Annotated in this window: 26 protein-coding genes; 10 read left to right on the plus strand and 16 right to left on the minus strand. The window is 65.4% G+C overall.

What is annotated here, in order from left to right:
- Position 1: 1 nt before the first annotated feature.
- From FPZ54_RS17520 to FPZ54_RS17535, 4 genes are all read right to left on the minus strand, one after another.
- Positions 2-1,231 (minus strand): hypothetical protein, encoded by a 1,230-nt coding sequence (locus FPZ54_RS17520; RefSeq protein ID WP_145849103.1) that lies wholly within the window; start codon positions 1,229-1,231, stop codon positions 2-4.
- Between the two features lie 79 nt (positions 1,232-1,310).
- Positions 1,311-1,994, minus strand: coding sequence for a hypothetical protein (locus tag FPZ54_RS17525; RefSeq protein WP_145849104.1), 684 nt, complete (start codon positions 1,992-1,994; stop codon positions 1,311-1,313).
- Positions 1,995-2,680: 686 nt separating this feature from the next.
- A complete protein-coding gene (locus FPZ54_RS17530; protein WP_145849105.1) occupies positions 2,681-3,700 on the minus strand; it encodes an NAD(P)H-dependent flavin oxidoreductase in 1,020 nt (339 codons plus the stop codon).
- A 59-nt stretch (positions 3,701-3,759) separates the two neighbouring features.
- Positions 3,760-4,266, minus strand: a complete 507-nt coding sequence (locus FPZ54_RS17535) for a hypothetical protein (RefSeq protein WP_145849106.1) — start codon at positions 4,264-4,266, stop codon at positions 3,760-3,762.
- A gap of 51 nt (positions 4,267-4,317) precedes the next feature.
- Here FPZ54_RS17535 and FPZ54_RS17540 point away from each other — a divergent pair, with 51 nt between their 5' ends.
- A complete protein-coding gene (locus FPZ54_RS17540) occupies positions 4,318-4,734 on the plus strand; it encodes a secondary thiamine-phosphate synthase enzyme YjbQ (RefSeq protein ID WP_145849107.1) in 417 nt (138 codons plus the stop codon).
- 5 nt (positions 4,735-4,739) lie between these two features.
- Positions 4,740-5,216, plus strand: a complete 477-nt coding sequence (locus FPZ54_RS17545) for an AAC(3)-I family aminoglycoside N-acetyltransferase (protein WP_145849108.1) — start codon at positions 4,740-4,742, stop codon at positions 5,214-5,216.
- Here the strand turns inward: FPZ54_RS17545 and FPZ54_RS17550 are convergent.
- Positions 5,180-6,439, minus strand: coding sequence for an aspartate kinase (locus tag FPZ54_RS17550; protein WP_145849109.1), 1,260 nt, complete (start codon positions 6,437-6,439; stop codon positions 5,180-5,182). The two genes, FPZ54_RS17545 and FPZ54_RS17550, sit on opposite strands and share 37 nt — an antisense overlap.
- Positions 6,440-6,622: 183 nt before the next feature.
- Here FPZ54_RS17550 and FPZ54_RS17555 point away from each other — a divergent pair, with 183 nt between their 5' ends.
- Entirely contained in the window at positions 6,623-7,006 is a 384-nt protein-coding gene (locus FPZ54_RS17555) for a hypothetical protein (protein WP_145849110.1), read from the plus strand.
- A gap of 7 nt (positions 7,007-7,013) precedes the next feature.
- Here FPZ54_RS17555 and FPZ54_RS17560 read toward each other — a convergent pair whose 3' ends face one another.
- On the minus strand, positions 7,014-7,781 hold the full coding sequence (locus tag FPZ54_RS17560) for a helix-turn-helix transcriptional regulator (RefSeq protein ID WP_145849111.1): 768 nt from the start codon (positions 7,779-7,781) through the stop codon (positions 7,014-7,016).
- A gap of 63 nt (positions 7,782-7,844) precedes the next feature.
- Between FPZ54_RS17560 and ubiG the strand changes: the two genes are divergently transcribed.
- Positions 7,845-8,606, plus strand: a complete 762-nt coding sequence (gene ubiG / locus FPZ54_RS17565; RefSeq protein ID WP_239019625.1) for a bifunctional 2-polyprenyl-6-hydroxyphenol methylase/3-demethylubiquinol 3-O-methyltransferase UbiG — start codon at positions 7,845-7,847, stop codon at positions 8,604-8,606.
- A 19-nt stretch (positions 8,607-8,625) separates the two neighbouring features.
- On the opposite strand, the gene FPZ54_RS17570 is transcribed toward ubiG, so the two are convergent.
- Both FPZ54_RS17570 and FPZ54_RS17575 read right to left on the minus strand, forming a co-directional pair.
- Positions 8,626-9,135 carry a hypothetical protein gene (locus FPZ54_RS17570; protein ID WP_145849112.1) on the minus strand — a complete coding sequence of 170 codons (510 nt, stop codon included), beginning with the start codon at positions 9,133-9,135 and terminating at the stop codon, positions 8,626-8,628.
- A gap of 86 nt (positions 9,136-9,221) precedes the next feature.
- Positions 9,222-9,593: a tRNA-binding protein gene (locus FPZ54_RS17575; protein ID WP_145850003.1), complete on the minus strand. Its 372-nt coding sequence runs from the start codon at positions 9,591-9,593 to the stop codon at positions 9,222-9,224.
- Between the two features lie 58 nt (positions 9,594-9,651).
- Between FPZ54_RS17575 and ung the strand changes: the two genes are divergently transcribed.
- Positions 9,652-10,329, plus strand: a complete 678-nt coding sequence (ung, locus tag FPZ54_RS17580) for a uracil-DNA glycosylase (RefSeq protein ID WP_145849113.1) — start codon at positions 9,652-9,654, stop codon at positions 10,327-10,329.
- A gap of 149 nt (positions 10,330-10,478) precedes the next feature.
- Here ung and FPZ54_RS17585 read toward each other — a convergent pair whose 3' ends face one another.
- The 5 genes from FPZ54_RS17585 to argB all read right to left on the minus strand — a co-directional run bounded on the left by FPZ54_RS17585 (position 10,479) and on the right by argB (position 15,332).
- Complete coding sequence (locus FPZ54_RS17585) at positions 10,479-12,659, minus strand: TonB-dependent receptor (RefSeq protein WP_145849114.1); 2,181 nt, start codon at positions 12,657-12,659, stop codon at positions 10,479-10,481.
- A 106-nt stretch (positions 12,660-12,765) separates the two neighbouring features.
- Entirely contained in the window at positions 12,766-13,641 is an 876-nt protein-coding gene (gene folD, locus FPZ54_RS17590) for a bifunctional methylenetetrahydrofolate dehydrogenase/methenyltetrahydrofolate cyclohydrolase FolD (protein ID WP_145849115.1), read from the minus strand.
- Positions 13,631-13,951: a DUF167 domain-containing protein gene (locus tag FPZ54_RS17595; protein WP_145849116.1), complete on the minus strand. Its 321-nt coding sequence runs from the start codon at positions 13,949-13,951 to the stop codon at positions 13,631-13,633. The genes folD and FPZ54_RS17595 overlap by 11 nt, the downstream gene beginning before the upstream one ends.
- Positions 13,948-14,262 (minus strand): YggT family protein, encoded by a 315-nt coding sequence (locus FPZ54_RS17600; RefSeq protein ID WP_239019626.1) that lies wholly within the window; start codon positions 14,260-14,262, stop codon positions 13,948-13,950. Before FPZ54_RS17600 ends, FPZ54_RS17595 begins: the two co-directional genes overlap by 4 nt.
- Positions 14,263-14,432: 170 nt before the next feature.
- Positions 14,433-15,332, minus strand: a complete 900-nt coding sequence (gene argB, locus FPZ54_RS17605) for an acetylglutamate kinase (RefSeq protein ID WP_145849117.1) — start codon at positions 15,330-15,332, stop codon at positions 14,433-14,435.
- 81 nt (positions 15,333-15,413) lie between these two features.
- On the opposite strand from argB, the gene FPZ54_RS17610 reads away from it, so the two are divergent.
- Positions 15,414-15,707: an autorepressor SdpR family transcription factor gene (locus FPZ54_RS17610; RefSeq protein WP_145849118.1), complete on the plus strand. Its 294-nt coding sequence runs from the start codon at positions 15,414-15,416 to the stop codon at positions 15,705-15,707.
- Positions 15,704-16,075, plus strand: a complete 372-nt coding sequence (locus FPZ54_RS17615; RefSeq protein WP_186456823.1) for an SdpI family protein — start codon at positions 15,704-15,706, stop codon at positions 16,073-16,075. Before FPZ54_RS17610 ends, FPZ54_RS17615 begins: the two co-directional genes overlap by 4 nt.
- Positions 16,076-16,225: 150 nt before the next feature.
- Here FPZ54_RS17615 and FPZ54_RS17620 read toward each other — a convergent pair whose 3' ends face one another.
- A complete protein-coding gene (locus FPZ54_RS17620; protein ID WP_145849119.1) occupies positions 16,226-16,861 on the minus strand; it encodes a queuosine precursor transporter in 636 nt (211 codons plus the stop codon).
- Between the two features lie 250 nt (positions 16,862-17,111).
- On the opposite strand from FPZ54_RS17620, the gene FPZ54_RS17625 reads away from it, so the two are divergent.
- Together FPZ54_RS17625 and FPZ54_RS19980 are read left to right on the plus strand one after the other, a co-directional pair.
- Positions 17,112-18,380 (plus strand): NupC/NupG family nucleoside CNT transporter, encoded by a 1,269-nt coding sequence (locus tag FPZ54_RS17625; protein ID WP_145849120.1) that lies wholly within the window; start codon positions 17,112-17,114, stop codon positions 18,378-18,380.
- Complete coding sequence (locus FPZ54_RS19980; protein ID WP_186456824.1) at positions 18,377-18,553, plus strand: hypothetical protein; 177 nt, start codon at positions 18,377-18,379, stop codon at positions 18,551-18,553. Before FPZ54_RS17625 ends, FPZ54_RS19980 begins: the two co-directional genes overlap by 4 nt.
- A gap of 70 nt (positions 18,554-18,623) precedes the next feature.
- Here FPZ54_RS19980 and FPZ54_RS17630 read toward each other — a convergent pair whose 3' ends face one another.
- The gene (locus FPZ54_RS17630; protein ID WP_145849121.1) at positions 18,624-19,493 is read right to left on the minus strand and encodes a 3-hydroxybutyryl-CoA dehydrogenase; all 870 of its coding nucleotides are present in this window, start codon (positions 19,491-19,493) and stop codon (positions 18,624-18,626) included.
- Positions 19,494-19,561: 68 nt separating this feature from the next.
- On the opposite strand from FPZ54_RS17630, the gene FPZ54_RS17635 reads away from it, so the two are divergent.
- Positions 19,562-20,563, plus strand: a complete 1,002-nt coding sequence (locus tag FPZ54_RS17635) for a DUF1176 domain-containing protein (protein WP_186456825.1) — start codon at positions 19,562-19,564, stop codon at positions 20,561-20,563.
- Between the two features lie 121 nt (positions 20,564-20,684).
- On the opposite strand, the gene FPZ54_RS17640 is transcribed toward FPZ54_RS17635, so the two are convergent.
- Positions 20,685-21,515 carry a glutaminyl-peptide cyclotransferase gene (locus tag FPZ54_RS17640; protein WP_277872296.1) on the minus strand — a complete coding sequence of 277 codons (831 nt, stop codon included), beginning with the start codon at positions 21,513-21,515 and terminating at the stop codon, positions 20,685-20,687.
- Position 21,516 lies beyond the last annotated feature (1 nt).

Below are 21,516 nucleotides of genomic sequence, written 5' to 3' on the forward strand. Positions count from 1 at the left end.
CCTAGCCCTCGCCCTCTGCGGGGGCGCCGAAAAGCAGCGCGGCGACGCAGATCAGCGCGAGCGCGCCGAAGCCGGCCATCCGGATCCACCCCGCCTTTTCGTCCGTCCGCGCGACGACGATCGCGATGCCGCACTGGATCGCATAATAGGCGGCGAATGCGCGCGAGGCGAGGGCGATCACCATCACCGAGTTGGTGAACCAGGTTACCGCGACCGAGAGCCCCGCCGCGATCATGAACCCGGCGGGCACGCCCAGCCGCTTGCCCGACAGTTCGATCGCGATGCCGGTCGATCCGATCGCGTCCGCAACCGCCGCGGACAACTGGCTGGCGACGGCGGCGGCAAGGACCAAGGATGCGAGCGGTGCCGCGATGCCTGTCATCACGTCGAGCACGCCTGCTACTCCCTTGCTATGTGCGGCATCGCCGAGCCAGGGCGTGAGCAGGACGAGGAAGACGATGTAGATCCCAGCCGCGATCAGTTGCGCATGGCGCATCGTGCGGATGCGCGTCGGCGCGTCATATTCCTCGCCCATGTAGCGGGAGGTCTCGAAGCCCTGCACGGTAATGAGCAGGCCGAGCAGCAGGAGCAGGCTCTGAAAGTCGAGGTGCGCGACGGGAACAGGTGCCGATCCCGCCGACTCGCCGTGCCATGTCCATCCGATCGCCAGCGCGGCGAGCAGGCCGCCGATCAACCCCAGCTTGATCGATACGCTGGCATGGGCGACATGCTCGACGCGGCGCAGGCCCCCGCTGAGCGCCAGCAGGGCCAGCACGCCGAGGATCGCGGTGACGATGACATTGGCGATCAGTTCCGAATGCGAGCCCGCCGCCTTGAGCGCGAACATCGCCAGCAGCTTCAGATAATAGGCGACCGACACGGCATAGGCGATGGCGAGGACGACCTGTCCCACCCGTGCCAGCCAGTGCGCCGTGTCGCTGCCCCCGGCCTGTGCCAGATGCGGCTCGGCATGTGCGATGTTGAACCGGACCACCCCGCCGATCGCATAGGCGAGCAGCAACAGCACCGCCATCGCCGGCGTGGCATAGAGGCCGAATTCGCGCGCCAGCAGCGGCCCGCATACCAGAAAGCCCGATCCGATGATCGAGGCGAGCGGAGTGACGGTGGCGATCCACTGGTCGGAGCGGCCAAATTTGCTGAGCATCAGCGCGGCGGTGATCGCAATCGCGACCGCCAGCGCCGCTGCCGGAATGACGATGGTCCCGCTCACACCTTGACTCTCCGTACCGCAGCCCGACGGGCTTCGCCGGATCAAACGCGGCGAGGCGCGTTCGGGTCCGAAACGATCGTCAGCGGCCCGCCAATCGCTGCGTGCCGCCGGTGACCGTCGGCACTGCCTCGAAGACGGCGGTATCGTAGCGCAACTGGGGAACCGCGCTCTCGCCGCGTTGCCAAGCGGCAAGATCGATGCGCCAAGCGTCGTAGCGGGCGTAGAATTCGGTGAACGGGCGGTCGACTGCGGCGAGCGCCCGGGGCGCGAAGGTCGCGAACTCTCCCGCTGGCAGCGTCGTCGCCTCGCGCAGCAGCGGAAGCGCCGCCGCGCAGAACTGCGCCATCACCGGCGGCTGCGCGAAATAATTGTAGAGCCGCGTCATCACGGAATCGAAGCGGTCGCCATGCTGCGCGGCGAGTTCGCGATGTGCCGCCGCCAGGTCGCGTCGATGCGCGGCGAGCATCCGATTATACGCCATTGCCCCATCGTCATCCGGACAGCTGAGCGCAGCGACGTTGAAGGCGGCGCGCAGATGCCACATCGCCGCGGCGGGGGACGGCGCCCGGTTGGGCGTCGCATAGCTGCCGTCGGCTAGGCGTGCGGGGATGGCAAGCCCGGCCGCAGCGCCATCGGGCGGGCTGGGCGCGACGGCGCGCACCGGCGGCGCGACGGGAAGCGGCGCGGGTGCGGAGACGCGTTCGGGCGCCGCGCACGCGCTCGCCAGCGCGAGCAGGGGCATGGCAAGGAGTACGCGGTTCATGGCGCCCACCCAAGCAGGGGAGAGTCAATGAGTGGTTAAATGCGCGGGAAAATGGGATGAGCCGGTGCCGGTCGCCGCCCGACTTGGCTGGGCCGTGAAGCGATTGCGACGGAACGTCGCGAAGTGACGCCCTCTGGCCTGACCGCTTTCAGTGCGACCTCGCCGATGTTTAAACGGCGGGAAGTGGGTGGTTATCAGACGTCAAGCTACAAGATCGCCCGCTCAACCGCATTGGTTGAGTGGCGAAATCTCGTGGCTTGGGCCAGTTCTGGGAAATGGTATCTAGCGTCAATCGGAGACAAGTTGTCGATTAGTCCGACAGCCCGATCTAAATGCTTGGTCGAAACCGGTCGCCGCGCTTACACTCAAAAGGACAGGGCAAATGGGAAATACGTATTGCTATATCTTCTTACCTAATTTACTCATGAATATCGAAAGTAGGGGGGTAATTGAATGGCTTCTGGTGCAAGGGGTGGGGCATGGTGGAACCCATTTAGGGTTCACAGATTTGTAAGAACCGGCGTCTGCGTTCAGACTGTCTTATGGGTTCCAGTTCCATTTTGGAAGGTAGATTGTCCCGGCAATTGACTTGACGGACTAACTGCAACTTGTCTCCGATTGGCGAAGCTATGCCAACGCCCGCAACGGGGTCGCTTCCTGTCGGGCAGTTTTTCGGCGCGCTCGAGCTAAGCCGCCCGCTTCTCCAGCGCTGCTGCCGCCTCGGCCATCAGCTGGGCGATGATGTCCGCGACGGGTTCTTCCTTCGTCACCATGCCGACCGACTGGCCGGCCATCAGCGAACCATTGTCGACATCGCCCTCGATCACCGCGCGGCGCAGCGCGCCCGCCCAATAATGCTCGATCTGGAGCTGGGCCTCCATCATCTCGACCTTGCCCTCGTCCAATAGCTGCGCGACCTCCCGCTGCTTGGCGGTGAACAGCTCGGACGAGGCGTTCTTGAGCGCGCGGACGGGGATGACCGGCAGGCGCGGGTCGATCTGGACGCTGGAGATCGCATCGCGTGCACTGGCGCGGAAGAACGCTTTCTTGAAATTGGGGTGCGCGATGCTTTCGGTCGCACAGGCAAAGCGGGTGCCGAGCTGGACGCCCGCCGCGCCCATGTCGAGATAGCCGGCGATCGCCTCCCCCCGCCCGATTCCACCCGCAACGAACACCGGGACCTGTTCGGCGACCTCGGGCAGGATTTCCTGGGCCAGAACGCTGGTCGAGACCGGGCCGATATGGCCGCCGGCCTCCATCCCCTCGACCACCAAGGCATCGACGCCCGAACGGATCAGCTTCTTGGCGAGGCTGAGCGCCGGGGCGAAGCAGATCAACTTTGCGCCATTGCCCTTGATTGCGTCGAGCGACCCCGCCGGGGGCAGGCCGCCAGCCAGCACGATATGCGTGACCTCATGCTTGGCGCAGACCGCGATCAAATCGAACAGCTGCGGATGCATGGTGATCAGGTTCACGCCGAACGGCTTGTCGGTCAGCGCCTTCGTGCCCGCGATCTCGGCGTCGAGCAGTTCGGGCGTCATCGCCCCGCACGCGATCAGGCCGAAGCCGCCTGCGTTGGAGATGGCGGCCACGAGGTTCCGCTCGCTCACCCAGGACATCGCCCCGCAAAGGATCGCAGTCTCGCTGCCGAGAAATTCGATACCGCGCGCCATGCGGCGCTGAAGGCGCTCTTCACCAATGGTCATGCTTGCCGCCTAGCCGGGCGGCACCGGCTTAGGCAAGCGGCGAGCGCGCATGGGCGAGTTCAGGGGCCGCATTCCCACACGCCGTCGATCGCGCGTGCGGCAAGGCCTGTGCCCTCGATCGACAGAGTGGCAGTGTGGCCCGATCCTTCATGATCGGTCGGGCGTTCTGCACCGCGCGTCAGCGACGCGGTGAGGCCCTCGCCCGTAAAGGCGCCGCCACGGCTGAGCGCGTCGAACCCGCCCGTCTCGCTTGCGGTCAGGCCGACAGGTTTCCCGGCGCGCATGACGACAGCGGTGGCCCGTTTGTCCGCGCCGACATCGGCCGCTCCGGCGAGCAGCAGCATCCCTTCGTCAGACAGGAACGCGCAGCGCAGCTCTCCCTCCAGAGTCCCTACGGCGCTTTCGGTGACCGCTTGCAGTGCAATGGGCGAAGGTGCCGGCGTCGGCGCGGGGGCCCTCGGCGATTCGATCGGTACGGGGTCGCCGGCGCTGTCGTTGGCGGGCGGGGCCGGCGCGGGCGAGCAGGCGGCAAGCACGGCAAAGGCTGTGAGCATCAGGATACGCATGTCGCAACAATGCCATGGACGAACGGAGGTTCAATCCGCCAGAACGGCTGAATGCGACAGGCAGTGCAGGAGGTGGCGATAGAAACCCCGGGGCAGGGGCTGCATGACTTCACCCCCGCGGTGCTTCGCTGGGTCGCGGACACCGGAATCGCGACCGGACTGCTCACGCTGTTCGTTCGGCACACCAGTTGTTCGCTCTTGATTCAGGAAAACGCCGCCCCGGCGGCACGCCGCGATCTCGAACGCTGGATCGCCCGTATCGCGCCGGAAAATGGCGGCTACGAACATGATGACGAGGGACCGGACGACATGCCCGCGCATCTGCGCGCGGCGATCACCGCGACGTCCTTGTCGATCCCGGTGACGGGCGGCGTACCGATGCTCGGCACCTGGCAGGGCATATTCTTGTTCGAACATCGCGCCGCGGCGCATCGCCGCCGGGTCGCGCTTCATCTGATCGGGGAGTGACGGCGATGATCGATCGCCTCAAGCCCGGCGACGATACTCTGTTCGCGGCGATGAACGCATTGTTCGGAACCGAGTTCGACGATCCCGAAACCTATCTCGGCGCGCCGCCCGACGCCGCCCATGTCGCGGCCCTGCTTGCCAATCCCGGCTTCGTCGCGCTCGTCGCGCGCGAGGGCAACGCTGTGGTCGGCGCGCTTGTGGCCTATATCCTGCCCAAGTTCGAACAGGCGCGAAGCGAAGTCTATATCTACGACCTCGCCGTCGCCGCGGCGCATCGACGAAAGGGCATCGCGACGGCATTGATCGAAGCGCTCAAGCCGATCGCACGCGCGGCCGGCGCATGGGTCATCTATGTGCAGGCCGACTATGCCGATCCGCCAGCGATCGCGCTCTACACCAAGCTCGGCGTGCGCGAGGAGGTGCTGCACTTCGACATCGCGTTGGATCAGGCCGCTTCGTCCTCCGGCGCGTCCAGCCCATAGGCGGTGTGGAGCACGCGGACGGCCAGCTCGGTCTCGTCCTCATGGATCAGCACCGAAACCTTGATCTCGCTGGTGGTGATCGCAAGGATATTGATCCGCCGATCCGCCAGCGTGTCGAACATCGTCGCTGCCACGCCGGCATGGCTGCGCATCCCGACGCCGACGACGCTGATCTTGGCGATCTTTGTATCGTGGATCAGTTCGTCATAGCCGATCGGTCCCTTCGCCTTGCCCAGCACGTCGAGCGCGCGGGCCAGTTCGGCGCGCGGCACGGTGAAGGTCACGTCGGTCGATCCGGTCGCGTGGGCGACATTCTGGACGATCATGTCGACATTGATCCCGGCCTCTGCCAGCGGGCCGAAGATGTGCGCGACGGCGCCCGGCCGGTCGGGGACATTGGTAAGCGTCACCTTGGCTTCGTTCTTGTCGGCGGCGATGCCGGTGATGAGCTGCCGTTCCACGTCGTTGATCTCCTCTTCGCCGACGATCAGCGTGCCGCGATGGCCCTCTTCGTCATGCGTGTCTTCAAACGAGGACAGGACGCGCACGCGCACCCCCTCCTTCATCGCCAGCCCGACCGAGCGGGTCTGGAGCACCTTCGCCCCGACGCTCGCCAGTTCCAGCATCTCTTCGTACGTGACCTTGGACAGCTTGCGCGCCCGCGGAACGATGCGCGGGTCGGTGGTATAGACGCCGTCGACATCGGTATAGATGTCGCACCGGTCGGCCTTCATCGCTGCTGCGACCGCGACCGCGCTGGTATCCGATCCGCCGCGTCCCAGGGTGGTCACGCGATTGTCCTCGGCCAGGCCCTGGAAACCGGGAACCACCGCGACCTGACCATCGGCGAGGCTGGCGTTGAGCGCATCGGTCTCGATCGTGCCGATGCGTGCGCTGGCATGCGCACTGCTGGTATGGATCGGCAATTGCCAGCCGAGCCAGCTGCGCGCGGGTACCCCCATCGCCTGGAGCGTGATGGCGAGCAGTCCGCTCGTCACCTGCTCGCCCGATGCGACGACGACATCATATTCGCGCAGGTCGTAGAGCGGGCTGGCTTCCTTGCAGAAGCCGACCAGCCGGTCGGTCTCGCCCGCCATGGCGGAGACGACGACCGCGACCTGGTTGCCCGCCTCCCATTCGCGCTTCACCCGCGCAGCGACATTGCGAATCCGCTCGATGCCCGCCATCGACGTGCCGCCGAACTTCATCACGATACGCGCCATCTGTGATCTGCCTCCCGGAATGTGTCGCGGCTGATAGGGGCGCAGGCTAGGTTGCGCAACAAAGCTGCAATTTACGCGGTCGAAATATCCGATTGCAGCGCGCAAGCTGGAAGTTCCTCCAGCTATTGAGCAGCGGTCAATGGTGCCAGCTTCATTCCGGACCTGCTGTAAGGAGTGAGCAAGATGAATGGATCGATCCGGGTTCTGGCGGCAGCCGCGGTGCTGGCGACAGGGACGGCCGCGCCCTTGCCGATGATCGGCGCAGCCCCGGCGGTTGCGCAGGCGTCGACCTGCTACCGCACCTTCTGGCCCAGCGGACGAGAGGTCGAGATCGAGGCGTGCGAATATAATCAGGGCACGTCGGGCTTCACGATCCTGCGCAACACGTCCCGACGCGACATGCATGTCTGCTGGACCTTCCACTACGGCAATGGTCGCGAGTTCAAGGGGTGCAATTTCCGCATTCGTGCCGGCGAAGAGGCCAGGTCGAGCTGCTCGTCCTGTAACCGCCGAAATGGCGGCGGGCTGACCCGCGTGACCTGGCGGACGGTAAAACCCTCTACCTGATCGCGCGTCAGAGGAGGCCGTGGCGAAACGCTTTCGCCACGGCCTCCGCGATTGTCTGGGCCTTCAGTCTACGGCGCAAATTGGCGCCATGCAGATCGACCATCTGGTGCGAGATGCCTAGCCGATGGGCGATGCGGTCGCGGCGCAGTCCCTGGGCAAAGGCGGCGAGAACCTGTTGCTCGCGCGGGGTCAGGGCGCCCTCGAACCCATCCAACGCCGCGTCGATACGGGGGCGCATGGCATGGATCAGCGCATAGGCTGCCACCAGCAGTTCGTTGCGCTGCGCAACGGCGTGCGCTGCGCTACCCGCGCTACCGCCCAGGCCGAAGCCGACATAGCGGCTGGCTTCCGCCCCCGGCGCCACCGGCGTTCGTCCGATAATCGCGAGCGCATCGTGCATTCCCGAATCGGCTGCCCCACGAAGCACCGGGGCGGAGATTTCGGTGCGCGCGTCGAGATGCGGGACCAGCCAGTCTCCGAATGCGAAACAATCAAACCCGCCCGTGTTGGCCGGGCGGCGCAGCGCGACATAGTCACGGGCGTCCATGCGCTGGTCCAGATATTCCTCGATCCAGGCCGGGTCCATGTTCGAGACCATCATCGACGCGGTCGCGCGGTCCTGTGCATCGAAATCGAACGCAGCGAAATTGCAATAATCAATCCCGCGTCCCTGCACGAAGCGCAGGAATTGCTGCCACGCCTTATCCGCCGACGCCGCGTCGCGCCGCGGGGCGAGCAACAGCGCGCCGAGCAGATCGGAGAGATCGGGTGCCATGGTGTTCAGCGTAACGGCCAGGTCCGGTCAGGCAACCGGTCGAAACCGGTCAATTAACTTTCGATGGCCGCGCGCGGCTGGTACAAGCCGGGGATGGGCGTGAACATTGCAACGATCGATCCGCGCGAGGCCGAACATTTCGGCCGACTCGCGGCGGACTGGTGGAATCCGAAGGGCGAGTCGGCGATGCTGCACCGGCTGAACCCGGTGCGCCTGCGCTATATCCGCGAAGCAGTCGATGCGCATTGGGGCACCGACCCGCGCGACTTTTTGCCGCTCAAGGGCAGGACCGCGCTCGATGTCGGATGCGGCGCCGGGCTGTTGTGCGAGCCGCTTGCCCGGCTCGGCGCGGCGGTGACCGGGGTGGATGCTGCGCCGGAGAATATCGGTGCGGCCCGCGCGCACGCCGCAGCCGCGGGCCTGTCCATCGACTATCGCGCGGGCGAGTTCGAGCGGGAGGTTTCCGGACGGACGTTCGATCTGGTGACGTCGATGGAGGTGGTCGAACATGTCGCCGATCCCGCCGCCTTCGTTGCGGGTCTTGCGGCCGCGCTGACGCCGGGCGGGCTGATGGTTCTCTCCACCCCCAATCGAACGCCTCTCTCTCGGCTCGCGATGATCACGGTGGGCGAGGGGCTGGGAATGATCCCGCGCGGCACCCACGATCATGACAAATTTCTGACTCCCGACGAACTGACCGCGTTGCTCGAAGACGCGGGGATGGCGGTGACCGACATTACCGGTCTTGGGTTCTCGCCTACTGTCGGATTTCACCTGAGCGGGGACATGAGCTTGAATTATCTGCTTGCCGCGCGGCACGCCTGAACGCGCCGCGCGGATTGCGTCATTTCTTCTTGAAGGTGAAATCGCTCAGCCGGATCGCCTTGAGTTCGACCGGGTAATCGGTGCTCGACGTCTGGCGGTTCTTGAGGTCCTTTACCTCGCCCGCCTGCGCCCAGCTCCCGGTGCCGCTCGTGTCGCCCTCGATCGAGAAGCCGATCAACCCGCCGGTGGTGTTCGCTGCCTTGAGCGTCGTGGTCGTCCCCTTGACGGTGACGGTAATCTTCAGCGTGTTGGCGGGGTTGCCGCCGGACAGGAGATAGACTTCGGTCGCGGCATCTGCCCCGGCAGCGACGCGGACGACCTTGGTCTCCCCGGCATTGATCGCGACCGTATCGACCTTTTCGCCGGCGTCCGTAGCCGCGTCGGCCGTTTTCGTGGTGCGCATTCCATCTTCATTCAGCTGGGAATGGGTAGGCGTTCCCAGCCGCTGGGCGAGCGCAGGCGACGCGGTCAGCGCGATCGTGAACAGGGTGGAGCCAAGGACGAAGAGAGTGGGAGCAAGACGGAGCAATTCGACCTCCAGAGTGAAAGACCCGCTGGACCACGGGTTGATTCCCCCAGACTTGCTGATGCTGCCCGCCTTGGCAAGCGCACCGATCAGAACAGTCGCCCGCCATTGGGAACGGCCACGCTCGGGTGGAACAGCACGACCTTCCCGTCCGCATCGGGAAAGCCCAGCGTCAGCACTTCCGACATCATCGGCCCGATCTGGCGCGGGGGGAAGTTCACTACGGCGGCCACCTGTCGACCGGGAAGGTCCTCAAGCGCATAATGTTCGGTGATCTGCGCCGAGGATCGCTTGATCCCGATCGCCGGACCGAAATCGATCGTCAGTCTGTAGGCGGGCTTGCGCGCCTCTGGAAAGGGTTCGGCGGCAACGATCGTGCCGACGCGGATATCGACGGCCAGAAACTGATCGAATGCAATTTCCGGTGCAGCGGGGGCGTTGGTGGCGTGGTTTACGTGCATCATCGTCTCCTGGTGCGGCCGATTGACAGATTGGGGGCGCTTCGCCCAGTCCTTCGCTATGGCCGTCAATCTCCATCCCGACTGGCTCGAACCGCTCCAGCGCGAATTCGATAGCCCGTACATGGCCGCGCTGCGCCAGTTCCTGCTGGAGGAGAAAGCGGCGGGCAAGCGCATTTTCCCGCGCGGGCGTGATTGGTTCCGCGCGCTCGATCTTACCCCGCCGTCCAGCATCCGCGTCGTGATCCTGGGGCAGGATCCCTATCATGGTGAGGGGCAGGCGCATGGCCTGTGCTTCTCGGTCCAGCCCGGCGTCCGCGTGCCGCCGAGCCTGGTCAATATCTACAAGGAGCTGAAGGCCGATCTCGGCATTGATCCGCCCGGCCACGGCTTCCTCGAGCATTGGGCGAAGCAGGGCGTGTTGCTGCTCAACAACGTCCTGACGGTCGAGATGGGGCTGGCGGCGTCGCACAAGGGGCGGGGGTGGGAGCGGTTCACTGACGCGGTCGTCGCGCATGTCAACGCGCTGCCCGATCCAGTGGTGTTCATGCTGTGGGGCAGCCACGCTCAGAAAAAGGCTGCGTCGGTCGATCCGCGGCATCTGGTGCTCAAATCGGTCCACCCGTCGCCGCTCTCGGCGCACGGCGGCTTTTTCGGGTGTCGGCATTTCTCGAAGGCGAACGCCTTCCTTGAAGCGAACGGGCGCGGCGCGATCGACTGGGCGCTGCCCCCGGTTTGAACCCAAAGTTGCGTTTGCCCTGAGCCTGTCGAAGGGCGATCCCAACAGCGCTGGGCTCGCCGTCCTTCAACAGGCTCAGGACAGGCCCTTCGACAAGCTCAGGGCAAACGGAGGGGTTACCCCCGGCTCGCGCCGGGGTGGGGGCATGGTCAGAAACTCACCCGCGCAGCAACGCGGATGTCACGCCCGGCCAGCGGGGCGAAATCCTTGGTAAAGCTCGCATGGCGGCGCGCATCGACGTCGAAGATATTGTTCGCCGACAGGATCAGCGCGGTCTCGCGCGCCTCGCCGAACGGGTGCCAGGTGATCGATGCGTTGACGAGGGTGAACGCCGCCGTCTCGCTCTCGAAGGCGGCGACGCGAGTCTGGCGGGTGACATGTTCGACCTCGACCCGCCCGCCGATCTGGCCCTGGCTCGCATCGATTCCCGCAAGCACCCGCAGCGGCGGGATGCGGGGAACGGGGCTGCCATCTTCCAGTTCGGCATGGACATAATCGGCGACCAGATTGCCGCCCAAAGTGAAGCCGCCTTCCTCGCCCTCGATAAAGGTCGTCGAAACCTCACCCTCGACGCCGACATAGCGTGCGTCCGACTGGCGGAACTCGAACACCGGAAGTTCGTCTTTCTCGTCGCCGGTCGCGACCTCATAGATATAGTCGGTGAACCAGTTGGCGTATCCCGCGACCTGGAACTTCACTGGCCCCGCGCTGCCGCGCGCGTAAATCTCGCCGCCCCAGCTCTTTTCTGTGCGGAAATTGGGGTTGCCGACCTCATAGGCCTGGGTCGCGATGTGCGGACCGTTGGAGAACAACTCCTCTGCCGACGGCGCACGCACCGCACGGGAGACGTTGGCGCCGATCTTCACGCGCGGCGCGATTGCGTAGGACAGGCCGAAGGCGCCCGAAAAGGCGTCGAACTTGCGGTCGAACGCAGCGGTGGGCGAATCTTCTTCCAGCCCGAGCTTTACGGCGTTCGCGCGGGCGTTGGTGCGTTCATAGCGCAGCGCGCCCTCGATCCCCAGCTTGCCGAGATCGAGCTCCTGAAGCGTGAAGAAGCCATATTGATCGGTGACATTCTCAGGCACGAAAGCCTCGGCGCCGACGGCCGAGAAGTCTCGTGTAAAGCCCTGGAATCCGCTGACGCCGCGCCAGCCATTGCGGTCCGCCTGGACCAGTTCCAGCCGCCCCTCGAATCCCTCGGCCGAAAACACGGTGCCGACCTCGTCGCCCTCGAACTCGGTATGTTCATAATCCGAATAACCCGCCCGGACGCGAAGTGCGTCGATGAAGCCGCCGATCTTCACTTCGCCGCGCATGTCGGCGCGGAACTGCTTGAGCGCGATCGTCACCGGCTCCTCGCCATGTTCATGCTCGTCATGATCCTCGTCATCATGATCTTCATCCTCATGATGATGTTCCGCACCCGGGCGCGTCGGAATACCGTAGCGCGTGTCGTAATAGCCGGCCGAGAAGCCGAGGCTGCCACCGTCGTTGATCAGCGCGATGCCGCCGCCCAGCGTATAGGTGCGGGTTCCGCTATTGGGCAGGCGCCCGCGCTGGTTGGCCAGTTCCAATGCTTCGGCCGCTTCCTCGGCATGGCCTTCTTCAGCCTCTTCCTCGGCGATGTGGAGCTGTTCGTCGCGCAGGCTCGGGCTCAGCACGAATCCGCCGATCCGGACATCGTTTGTCTTGCGGTAGCTACCGTCCACATGCGCGACGATCTGTGGGCTGAGGCGAAAGTCGATCGCCGCGCCGCCGCTGCGCTCATCTGCTGCCGAGCCATAGGTGCCGACCGCATCGACATGGATCATGTTCTCCGGCACCGCGCGCGGGATGCGGCGGTCGAGCACGTTGACTGCGCCGCCAATCGCCTGACTGCCGAACAGCAACACTGCAGGGCCGCGCAGCACCTCGATCCGCTCGGCGGTCAACGGGTCGATCGACACGGCATGGTCGGTCGAGGTGTTCGACACGTCGAGCGTGCCGAGGCCGTCGGTGAGGACGCGGACCCGCTCGCCCTGGAAGCCGCGCAGCACCGGGCGCGACGCGCCGGGGCTGAACGAGGTCGCGGAGACACCCGGTACCTGGGTGAGTGAATCGCCAATCTGTCCGCGAATATTGCGGACCAGCTCGTCGCCGGTGACGACCGAGGTTCCGGCAAGAAGGTCGAGCTGTGCGATGCCCGGAGCGCTGATGACCACTTCTTCGGTCGCATCGCCATGCACGACACTGCGGCTGCTGCGGTCGCGCGCCTCATGGTCGCTGGTCTGGGCAAGCGCGGGGGCGGCAAGAATGCTGGTGGCGAGCAGGGCGGCGGCGCAATGCTTCATGGGTACGCGATTCCTAAATTGTGATTTACGCGCACCCTTAAGTGCCATGTTACATCATAACAAGTTCAAATTTGCTGCGGATGCGATATGTGGCGCATTCACGACGTCAGACTAGGGCTTCGTCCAGCGTCACCCCGGCGCGGCGGTGCGCTGCCGTGAGCGTATTGCGCAACAGGCAGGCGATGGTCATCGGCCCGACTCCGCCCGGAACGGGGGTTATCGCGCCAGCGACCGAAGCCGCGCTGTCGAACTCCACGTCGCCAACCAGCGCTCCGTCCACGCGATTGATGCCGACATCGATCACCGTCGCACCCGGCTTCAGCCATTCGCCCTTCACGAAGCCTGCGCGTCCCACCGCCGCGACGACGATATCCGCGCGCGCGACATGATGGGCGAGGTCGCGGGTGCGCGAATGGGCGAGGGTGACGGTGCAATTGGCCGCGGTCAGCAGCGCGGCCATCGGCTTGCCGACCAGGATCGACCGCCCGATCACGATCGCGTCCATGCCCGACAGGTCGCCGATCTGGTCCTGCAACAGCAAGAGGCAGCCGAGCGGCGTGCAGGGGACCAGCCCATCAATGCCCAGTGCCAGCCGCCCGGCGCTCACCGGGGTCAGGCCATCGACATCCTTGGCCGGATCGATCGCAGCGACCACCGCCTGCTCGTCGAGATGCTTCGGAAGCGGCAGCTGGACGAGGATCCCGTCCACGGCATCGTCGGCATTCAACTGCTCGACCAGCGCAACCAGCGTCGCCTGATCGGTATCGGCGGGCAAGCGGTGCTCGAAACTCGCCATATTGGCGGCAACGGTCGCCTTGCCCTTGCTGCGCACATAGACGGTGGAGGCGGGGTCGTCGCCGACCAGCACCACGGCAAGGCCCGCCTTGCGGCCCGCCGCTGCTTCGAATGCCGTCGCAGCCTCACCCACACGGGCGCGCAACGCGGCCGCGAATTCCTTGCCGTCGATGATCTCAGCGCTCATGGCCCGCCCCATAAAGACTCTCGGCGATTCCCGCCAGCGCCTTGGGATCGCCTGAAATCACGATCCGCTTTACCCGCGCGGTTTCTCCCGCGATGAGATTCACGTCGCGCTTCGCGACACCGAACGTTCTGGCGACCAGTTCGATCAGCGCGGTATTGGCCGCGCCCTCGACTGGAGGCGCGGCGATGCGTGCGGCGAAATGCTCAGCGGTGCCGGGCAAAAGCACGCTTTTGGACGCGCGCGGCGTTGCGCGGACCGCGATCCTCAGCCCGCCCTCGGTGCTATGCCAGGGGCGGGGGTCGGCGCTCAAGCCGCTGGCGCGGCCAGCGCGACGTAGAGGTTCGGGATCACCGCATAGTTGATGATCGCGATCAGGATCAGCACCACGAACGGTGCGAAATCCATCGGCCCGGTGTCGGGCAGGATGCGGCGGATCGGCCGATAGATCGGCTCGGTCAGCGTGTTGAGGCCGCGCCACAGCGAGCTGACGAAATCATTGTAGGTGTTGATCACGTTGAACGCGATCAGGATCGACAGGATCGCCTGGACGACGATGATCCACCACAACACGTTCAGCAGGATCTGGACGATGTCGAAAAGGATCGCGAGCGTGGTTTCCAAGAGGGTCCTCCGGGGTTGATGCGCGCTTCTACCGGAAAGCCCGGGCAGACGGCAACATACTCAGTTGGCGGCGGCACCGGCCCGCTCCCCCATCCGGCCACCCAAGGACAATATATTCTCTGGGGGGCGGGGTGGGGGAGCGGGCCGGTGCCGTACTCATATAATACGCTTTAGCGATGGACCAAGGTGCCCGCACCCTGGGTCGTGAAGATTTCGAGGAGCATCGCATGGGGAATGCGCCCGTCGAGGATGACCGCGGCGTCAACTCCGGCATCGACCGCCGCGACGCAGGTCTCGACCTTGGGGATCATGCCCCCGCTGATCGTTCCATCGGCCTTCAGCGCCAGGATGCGGCCGGGATCGAGATCGGTCAGCAACTGCTTGTCCTTGTCGAGAACGCCCGGCACATCCGTCAGCAGGAAGAAGCGTGAGGCCCCCAGCGCCGCCGCGATCGCGCCTGCCATCGTATCGGCATTGATATTGTAGGTATGGCCGTCCTTGCCCAGCGCGATCGGCGCGATGACGGGGATGAAGCCCTGTCCCGACAGAGTCGTCAGCACCGACGCATCGACCGCGACCGGCTCGCCGACAAAGCCCAGATCGACATGCCGCTCGATACCCTGCAACGGATCGGCTTCGCTGCGCTGGACTTTCTTGGCGGTGACCAGGCCCGAATCCTTGCCCGAAATTCCGATCGCCTTGCCCCCGGCGGCGCCGATCCAGCTGACGATCTCCTTGTTGATCGACCCCGCCAGAACCATTTCCGCGATGCGCGCGGTTTCCGCGTCGGTCACGCGAAGCCCTCCGACGAACTGCGATTCGACGCCAAGCCGTTTGAGCATCTGTCCGATCTGCGGCCCGCCGCCATGGACGACGACCGGATTGATGCCGACCGCTTTCAGCAGCACGATATCCTCGGCGAAATCGCGTGCCAGTTCGGGATCGCCCATCGCGTGGCCGCCATATTTCACGACGAAGGTTTTGCCCTTGTACCGCTGCATATAGGGCAGCGCGTCGGTCAGCGTTTCGGCTTTGGCCAGCATTGCGGGATCGGGAGCATGATCGGTCATCCGGCGCCCTTAGCGGGACTTGGCCGATCGTGAAAGCACCGGTCACTTGACTCAATTCGATAATTAGCTAATTAACGAATCATGAGCCAGGTCTTCAAGGCATTGTCCGATCCCACCCGCCGCCGCGTGCTGCAATTGCTGCGCAAGGGGCCGATGAGTGCGGGAGACTTGAGCGACCAGTTCGACGTGTCGAAACCGACCATGTCGGCGCATTTCGCGGTGCTCAAGGACGCTGACCTGGTTCATGCGGAAAAGGCGGGGAAGTCCGTCATCTATCACCTGAAGCTCTCGGTGCTGGAAGAGGCGCTGCTGGGCTTTGTCGAGTCATTCGGAAGCAGCGGATCGCCCGCCCCCGACAAGGAGATTGCAGGATGAACAGCGAAACCAAAGTCAGCCTCGCCTGGGGCGCGGGAATCATCGTGCTCGCGCTGGGCCTGAGCTCGGCGCGGAGCGCGGGCCAGATCGATCACGACACGGTGACGCGGATCATTCTGGGCGCCACCGGCCTGATGGTCGTGTGGTTCGGCAACATGATGCCCAAGCGTTTCGTCCCCAGCGAAGTGGCGCGCCGCGTTCACCGCGTCGGGGGCTGGTCGATGGTGATCAGCGGGCTGATCTATGCAGGGGCCTTCGCATGGCTGCCGATCCAGACCGCAGTGTTCGTGGGATGCGGTGCGATCATCGCCGGCCTGGCGATCACCCTCGGCTATTGCCAGTCGGTGCGGACCAAGGCGCGGGCGTGACAGTTAAATCCTCCCCGGAACGGGGAGGGGGACCGCGCCCGCAGGGCGTGGTGGAGGGGGCGCGAGGCAAGCGAATTGCTTCGAGGAGGGCCCCCTCCGTCAGCGCTTCGCGCTGCCACCTCCCCGTCCCGGGGAGGATTTAGCAAGCAGTCACACCCGGTCCAGCCGCCGCCCGAGCGCGACGAAAGCATAGATCAGCACCGGCACCAGCAGGGCGGACAGCACGATCTTCGAGATCAGCTGTCCGACCAGCAGTGGGCCGATCGGGAATTCGCCGTAAAAGGCGAGGGTGATGAAGATCAGCGTGTCGACGATCTGGCTGAGGATGCCGGCGACTCCCGCGCGCAGCCACAGCATCTTGCTGCCCTCGCCGCCGCGCATCGCGCTGAAGATGGTGACGTTCAGCGTCTGGGACACGCCATAAGCGACGATGCCCGCGCCCCAGATCCGCCATGTCGTCCCCAGGATCAGCTGGATCGCGTCGCGATATTCCGGCCCCATCTTGTCCGATGCGGGCAGCGCCCAGACCAGCCAGGACAGCAGCATCGACATGAGCAGCGGGATGAACCCGAAGCGGACCAGCTTGTTGGCGGTCACGCGCCCGTGCAATTCCGCCACTGCGCTCGAAACGGCGACCAGCAGCAGAAAGGCGAAGATCCCCGCTTCCACCGCCAGCGGCCCCAATGCCACCTGCTTGTTCCCCAGCACGCCCGCGATGCAGACCATGCCGCCATAGAAGATCGAAAGGACGAAGAGCGAGCGCGTCAGCGGGGCCGGTGTGGTCATTGCGCTGCGTAACGCGGTTTCACGCGATACGGAAGCGTCCAGGGTTGGCTTCAGCAAAGCTGAAACGGCGGCGGCACCGGCCCGCTCCCCACCCGGCCGCCCATATGATGCTCGCGCTGGGTGGTCGGGCGGGGGAGCGGGCCGGTGCCGCGTTCAGCGCAGCTGAATCCGCCCCTAGCCGCAACCGAAACGCGCGCTATGGTGCGACCCCGAACGCTGCGCGCAGACGCGGCACGAAGGGGTCTCCAGTTTGAACAATCTTCCGATCGGCATTCTCGGCATCGTCGCGATTCTCGCGATCGCCTTCCTGCTCTCCTCGAACAAGCGCGCCATCCGGCTCCGGGTCGTCGGCCCGGCCTTCGCGCTCCAGGCAGGAATCGCCTTCCTCGTTCTCTATGTCCCCGCCGGCCGCGCCGCCATCGAGGGGATGGCACGGGGCGTGTCTGCGCTGCTCGGCTATGCGCAGGCGGGGACCGACTTCATCTTCGGCCCGCTCGCCCGGCCCGAGGTCGGCGGGCAGAGTTTCGCGATCGCCGCGCTGCCGGTCATCATCTTCTTCGCCGCGCTCGTTTCGGTGCTGTACCACCTCAAGATCATGCAATTCCTGGTCCGCTGGATTGGCGGCGCGATCGAGAAGGTGACGGGCGTGAGCAAGGTCGAATCGCTGTGTTCGGCGGCGAATATCTTTGTCGGCCAGAGCGAATCGCCCTTGGTGATTCGCCCCTATCTCGCCAGCCTGACCCCGTCGCAGCTGTTCGCGATCATGTCGGTCGGCATGGCGGGCGTCGCGGGCACGATCCTTGCCGCCTATGCCGCGATGGGGATCAACATCCAGTATCTGCTCGCCGCCAGCTTCATGGCCGCGCCCGGCGGGCTGTTGATGGCCAAGATCATGATGCCCGACGAACCCGTGGCGAAGCCGGAAGAACTCCCGCTCGACGACGCGCTGGTCGATGGCGAGGACGCCGTGATCCGCGCGGTTGAGAATGAGGTGGACGAGGAGCGCGCCGCCAACATCATCATGGCCGCTGCAATGGGCGCGCAGACCGGCGTCAAGATCGCGGTTGCGGTCGGCGCGATGGTACTCGCCTTCGTCGCCTTGGTCGCGCTCGCCAATGGCCTGCTCGGCGCGGTGGGCGGCATGTTCGGCTATCCCGAGCTGACCTTTCAGGGGATCATCGGCACCGCTTTTGCCCCGGTCATGTTCCTCGTTGGCATTCCGTGGAACGAGACCGCGGCGGCAGGCGGACTGTTCGGCACCAAGATGGTGCTCAACGAATTCGTCGCCTTCCTCAACCTCGGCCAGATCCAAGGTCTGTCGGAGCGGAGCACCGCGATCATCACCTTTGCATTGTGCGGCTTCGCCAATTTCAGCTCGATCGCGATCCAGATGGCCGCGACCGGCAGCCTCGCCCCCAATCAGCGCCCGATGATCGCCAAGCTGGGCGTCAAGGCACTGCTCGCGGGCAGCCTCGCCAACCTGCTGAGCGCCGCGCTGGCGGGGCTGATGCTGCCGTGATCGAGGCGCTGGTCGCCCGAGTATCGAGAAGCAAGACAACGGGTCTGGTGCTGATCGCAGTTGGTTTTGTCGCGATCGGCATATGGGTGGTGGCAGATCCGGAGCCTAATCGTCGGCTTGGCGATGTTGCTCTGGTATGGGGCGGGCAATGGGGTTCGGCGACATCGCGTTGAGCACGCAGGGCACCGACCAGAGCTTCGAGCGACTGGTCAAGGTGGTCGATGCCCACTTAGCCTCGCGCGCTCAGCGCGTCGGCACCGGTTCCGCGCCCGAATAGTCGTAGAAGCCGCGCCCGGTCTTCCGCCCGTACCAGCCGGCTTCGACATATTTGATCAGCAGCGGGGCAGGGCGGAATTTGGGGTCGCCGGTGCCCTCGAACAGCACGCGGGTGATCTCGAGACAGGTGTCGAGGCCGATGAAATCGGCCAGCGTGAACGGACCCATCGGGTGGTTGAGGCCGAGATGGATCGCCGCATCGACATCGGGGATCGTCGCCACGCCCTCGCCCACCGCGAAGCAGGCTTCGTTCAGGAAGGGCATGAGCACGCGATTGACGATGAAGCCCGGCGCGTCATTGGCGTGGACGATACGCTTGTTCAGCGTCTTGCCATAGGCTTCGACCGCCGCGACCGTCGCGTCCGAAGTGGCAAGGCCGCGAATCAGCTCGATCAGGCCCATGACCGGCACCGGGTTGAAGAAATGCACCCCCATGAAGCGCGCCGGATCGGGCGCGGCCTGTGCCAGCCGCGTGATCGGGATCGACGAGGTATTGCTGGCGAGGATCGCGGTGTCGCCCAGCACCTTGCCGACATTGGTGAAGATCGTCCGCTTGATCTCCTCCCGCTCGGTCGCGGCCTCGATGACGAGGTCGCACGGCGCGAACGCATCGGTTCCGCCGACGCATTCGATGTTGCCGAGCGCGGCGTCGCGTGCATCGGCGCTGATCTTTTCCTTTTCCACGGCGCGGGCGAGTTGCCTGGCGATTCCGGCCTTGCCCTTCTCGGCGCGCTCGACGTCCATGTCGGACAGCAGCACGCGATAGCCCGCCTGCGCCGAAACCTGGGCGATTCCCGCCCCCATCTGCCCTGCGCCGATCACGCCAACCGTCTTCATCGCCATCTCCATCATCTTCGTTCGCGGCCTCCTACCGATTCGAATCGCGAACGGCTAGGATGGTGGCCATGTTGATCCCGACACTGCTCGCCCTGATGCAGACCGCCCCGCAACAGGGGCCCGTGAAGACGTTCGGCGACTGGGCGGTCGCCTGCGACAATGTGAAGCGATGCGAGATGACCGCGCTCCAGCCCGAAGACGGCGATTGGTCGGACGATGGCTGGCAGATGTCGGTCGTCCGCGAAGCCGGGCCGGGCGGCACATGGACGGTCGAGCTGGACGGCGATGGACCCGCATCGGGCGTGCGGCTGCAGGTCGAGGGTGTCCCTGCGGCGGGTGCGGCGGCGGTGTGGCGTGGAACGCGGTTCACCGGCGGCGAGGCGCTGGCGATCGTCGGAGCGATGGCGAACGGCAAGACCGCCGTGGTGCGCGACGGCGCGGGCAAGCAGCTGGGTCGCGTCTCGCTCGCCGGATCCTCGGCGTCGCTGCGGTTCATCGATGCGGAGCAGGGGAGGGCGGGGACGGTTACCGCTGCCGTCGCGACGGGGGCGAAGCCGGCCAGCGCCGTACCCGCCGCGCCGCCGCTTCCGGTCGTCCCCGCCGTGCGCGCCGCGGGAGCGCCGACCACGCTGTCTGCCGCGCAGCTCGACCAGCTATGGTCGCAGTCGGACTGCGCCGAGAATTACGAGGATGGCAGCCGCCCCGATATCGAGCGCCACGCGCTCGGCGGCGGCGCGACGCTCGTGCTGATCCCGTGCGGCGCGGGAGCGTATAATTTCTCGTCGGTTCCCTATGTCGTGACCGGCGGCAAGGTGCAGGTCGCGACGTTCGATTCGCCGCCCGGCTGGACCGACGATGGTCCGCCAATGCTGGTCAATGCGGGGTTCGATGCCAAGAGCGGCGAACTGGCGAGCTACGCCAAGGGGCGCGGTATCGGTGACTGTGGCAGCGCCGAGCGCTATGTCTGGGACGGCACCCGCTTTCGCCTGATCGAGGCGCGCGCGATGGGCGAGTGCCGCGGATCGATCAACTGGTTGAGGATCTGGCAGGCGAAGGCGGTGCCGCGTTGAGTGCGGTTCTGTTCAGCGCGCGCTTAACCGTCACCTGCCCGCTCCCCCACCCGGCCACCCATCGGCAGGATATTCTGGAATGGGTGGCCGGGTGGGGGAGCGGGCCGGTGCCGCACTCAAACTAACGCGTCGGCAACGCGATCTCGAACAAAGAGGGCCAGTTCTTGCCGGTGACATAGAGTTTCCCGGTCTTCGAATCATAGGCGATGCCGTTCAGCACCGCCTCCGAATCGCGCACCGGCACCGACTCGGCGAGCGCGCGCAGATCGAGGATGCCGCGCACCGCACCCGTCGCGGGATCGATGCGCAGGATGAGATCCTGATGCCAGATATTCGCCAGGATCTCGCCACGGACATATTCGAGTTCATTGAGCCGCCGGATCTGGCGGCCGCGATAAGTGACGGTGATCCGCCGTTGTTCGGCGAAGGTCCTGGGGTCGAGGAAGCGCAATTCGGAACTGCCGTCGGAGAGGATCAGACTGGTCCCATCCTGTGTCAGCCCCCATCCCTCGCCGGCATAGTCGAAGCTGCCGATCTGTTTGAGCGTCTTGCGGCTCCACCGGAACGCCTTGCCATGTTTCCAGGTCAGGCTGATGATCGAATTGCCCCAGCCTGTGCTGCCCTCACCGAAATACCGGTCGGGCAACTTCGCCTCGCGCTTCACCTTGCCGGTTGCGAGATCGACCTCGCGAATCGCCGACTCGCCATGCTGGCCGGTGCTTTCGAACAGCGCACCGTCGAGGAAGAACAGCCCCTGGGTGAAGGCGCCCGAATCATGTGGGTAGGTGGCCAGCACTCTTGCAGGCTCGACCGGGACCTCGGCCTCGGGCGAAGCTGTGACCGCCGATTGTGTCGCTAAAGAATCGACCGGGCCAGAATCGACGGGGGCTGCCGCAGCCAAAATGGCCAGGGCAGCCCCCGCGATGATTCCAAGTCCGGCAAGCCGGATCACG

The sequence above is a fragment of the Sphingomonas suaedae genome, from assembly GCF_007833215.1.
Lineage (GTDB): Bacteria > Pseudomonadota > Alphaproteobacteria > Sphingomonadales > Sphingomonadaceae > Sphingomonas > Sphingomonas suaedae.